The 2,725-nt window shown below is 40.4% G+C and carries 3 protein-coding genes; 1 reads left to right on the forward strand and 2 read right to left on the reverse strand.

All coding sequences use genetic code 11. The features are described 5' to 3' along the window. Positions 1-191: hypothetical protein (locus C2M33_RS18100; RefSeq protein ID WP_158685605.1), on the reverse strand; the 191-nt coding region annotated here is incomplete at its 3' end. A 395-nt stretch (positions 192-586) separates the two neighbouring features. Here C2M33_RS18100 and C2M33_RS18105 point away from each other — a divergent pair. After that, positions 587-2,005: an alanine/glycine:cation symporter family protein gene (locus C2M33_RS18105; protein WP_063707173.1), complete on the forward strand. Its 1,419-nt coding sequence runs from the start codon at positions 587-589 to the stop codon at positions 2,003-2,005. 17 nt (positions 2,006-2,022) lie between these two features. Here the strand turns inward: C2M33_RS18105 and C2M33_RS18110 are convergent, their stop codons facing one another. Next, complete coding sequence (locus C2M33_RS18110; protein ID WP_105175106.1) at positions 2,023-2,469, reverse strand: hypothetical protein; 447 nt, start codon at positions 2,467-2,469, stop codon at positions 2,023-2,025. Positions 2,470-2,725: the final 256 nt, after the last annotated feature.

A 2,725-nucleotide genomic window follows, 5' to 3' on the forward strand; every position in this document is an offset into this window, starting at 1 on the left:
GCATCATCAAGATCATCATTTTCTAATGCATCGTTCTCTTCAGCTGCTGGCTCTGCTACTTGCGCTTCATCAATTAAGCTGTCGATATCAAGATCATCTTCATCAATGAGTTGATCTGCACTTGGTTCTTCGGCTGACGCTTGTTCTTCTTGAACGTCATCTAATAACGAGTCAATGTCATCAACATCCATGATTGCTTTATATTGTTAAAGAACGTTGCGACGTTGTCGCTAGGGATGCGTATAATACATCCTTAAATTTTCGAGTCAACACTTAATTTTAAACTTTCTTTTTAGACCGTTTTAAACCGAAGTTTTACTTAACTCTCTGCCACCTTGTTCAGCGCTTTTCATTGCTGCCCGCCGTGTCAGTGGATGCGCATTATAGGGATGCGAAGAATTAACGCAAGCACTTTTTGAAGGTTTTTTTGATTATTTTCAAATTATTTAGATACCCACCAAATGCAAACACGTTACCCACAAACGACTGTGGATAACTGAGGTTTTTTAGCAGAATAACTAAACTCTCCTCGCTTGTTATGGTAACTTGCGCCGCAGATTTTCCACTCGCTCACAAGGCAAGAAAAATGACAGACATTATAAATAGTATAAGTGGTCTCCTTTGGGGTCACATTCTGGTTTACCTTTTAATAGCTGCGGGGCTATTTTTCACTCTTCGACTTGGTTTTATTCAATTCACTCAATTCCCACATATGATCAAAGTGATGTTTCAGAGCCGCCAAGGTTCTGGCGATGGCATTTCTTCATTCCAAGCTTTTTGTACTTCATTAGCTGCACGAGTTGGAACAGGTAATATGGCGGGGGTTGCTGTTGCACTTTATTTAGGTGGTGCCGGTGCAATTTTTTGGATGTGGCTTATTGCTTTAATAGGTATGGCGACAAGTTTTGCCGAGAGTACGCTTGCCCAAGCATATAAAACGGTCGATGAAGATGGCAACTTTCGTGGTGGCCCTGCTTATTATATGGAATATGGGTTAGGCAAACGCTGGATGGGCGTGATCTTTTCTCTTTGCCTTATTCTAGCTTTTGGCTTGGTATTTAATGCTGTTCAATCAAACTCTATTGCTGCTGCATTTGATGTTGCGTTTGGTATTCCAAACTATGTTGTAGGTATCGGCTTAGTATTAGGGTCAGGTATTATCATTTTCGGTGGCTTAAAAACTATTTCACGTTTTGCAGAAATGGTTGTGCCATTTATGGCGCTGGCTTATTTGTTAGTTGCACTTTATGTATGCGCCATGAACTACGATTTATTACCGAACGTATTTATGCATGTTATTAATAGTGCCTTTGGTATCGAGCAAGCAGGCGCAGGTGCAATTGGTTATGGTGTTATGCAGGCGATGATCCAGGGTATTAAACGTGGCTTATTCTCTAATGAAGCAGGTATGGGTAGCGCTGCAAATGCAGCAGCAACGGCAACACCAAACCCACCGCACCCTGCCTCACAAGGTTATGTGCAAATGCTCGGTGTATTTGTAGATACTATTATCATTTGTACCGCAACTGCAGCCCTTATTTTATTATCACAACAACTTATACCTGATTCAGGTGTGACAGGTATTGCATTGACACAAGCTGCCCTTGAAGAACATGTTGGTAGCTGGGGAGCTACTTTTGTTGCGATTGCAATTTTATTTTTTGCATTTACCTCGATTGTTGCAAATTATTCTTACGCCGAAACCAATTTATTGTTTTTGGAGCATAACCATGCATCGGGTATGTTGATTTTCCGATTACTGGTACTTGGTATGGTGATGTTTGGTGCGCTCGGTGAATTACCATTAGTATGGACGCTTGCCGATATTTCGATGGGATTAATGGCTATTGTTAACGTCATCGCTTTGTTTATGTTATCAGGCGTCGTTATTTGGCTTGCGAAGGATTACAACTCACAACGTAAAGCAGGTAAATTACCTACTTTCGACCCTTCGCAAAACAAAAAGCTAGATCAAACTATTCCTAAAGGCGCGTGGCGTAAATAATCACGTTTAGTAAATACTTAATCAGGGAGCGCTTGCGCTTCCTTTTTTGTATTTGTTAACTTTTCAAATACAGACATGATGAATACAATTTGTTGCTCGTTAAGTTTGGACTCAAGCTTAGCAACAAGCTGCTCTTTAATTTGATCTTTTAATGCTTGTTTTTGTTCTACGGATAACAGTGGCTGTGTCTGTTGCTGATAAGATTGTACAGCACTAAGCATATCCATCACCACGTCATTATCAAAATCGGTTAGCGCCGCTTTCGCATTACTAATAGCCTGTTCTGATTTATCGAAGACGGTCGATACTTTATCAACAAGCACGCTCACCTCATGAATTTTCAGAACGTCGTTAATGTTCGACATAATAATCGCAACAGGAATAAGTACTAACGAGATCGCTAGGCAAAGCCCAAACACTGCGCCTACCCAGAACTGATTTAAGCCACGTTTAAATTGCTCCATTCTCTTTCCTTGATCCTATTTAGTGAATTCAGTAGTGCTGAAAACTTAAAACGCATTAGCTGATTTAAAAAGACTAGGAAACTATAAAGCTATTTTGGCAATAAAAAAATAGTTAGATGAGGTTAGGAAAATAAATATTAATGAAATAAAGAAGAGGTATTTTGTATAAATGGTGCCCGGGGCCGGACTTGAACCGGCACGCTGTTACCAGCGAGGGATTTTAAATCCCTTGTGTCTACCAATTCCACCACCCGGG

The organism is Pseudoalteromonas sp. T1lg122 (assembly GCF_002964825.1).
GTDB lineage: Bacteria > Pseudomonadota > Gammaproteobacteria > Enterobacterales > Alteromonadaceae > Pseudoalteromonas > Pseudoalteromonas gelatinilytica.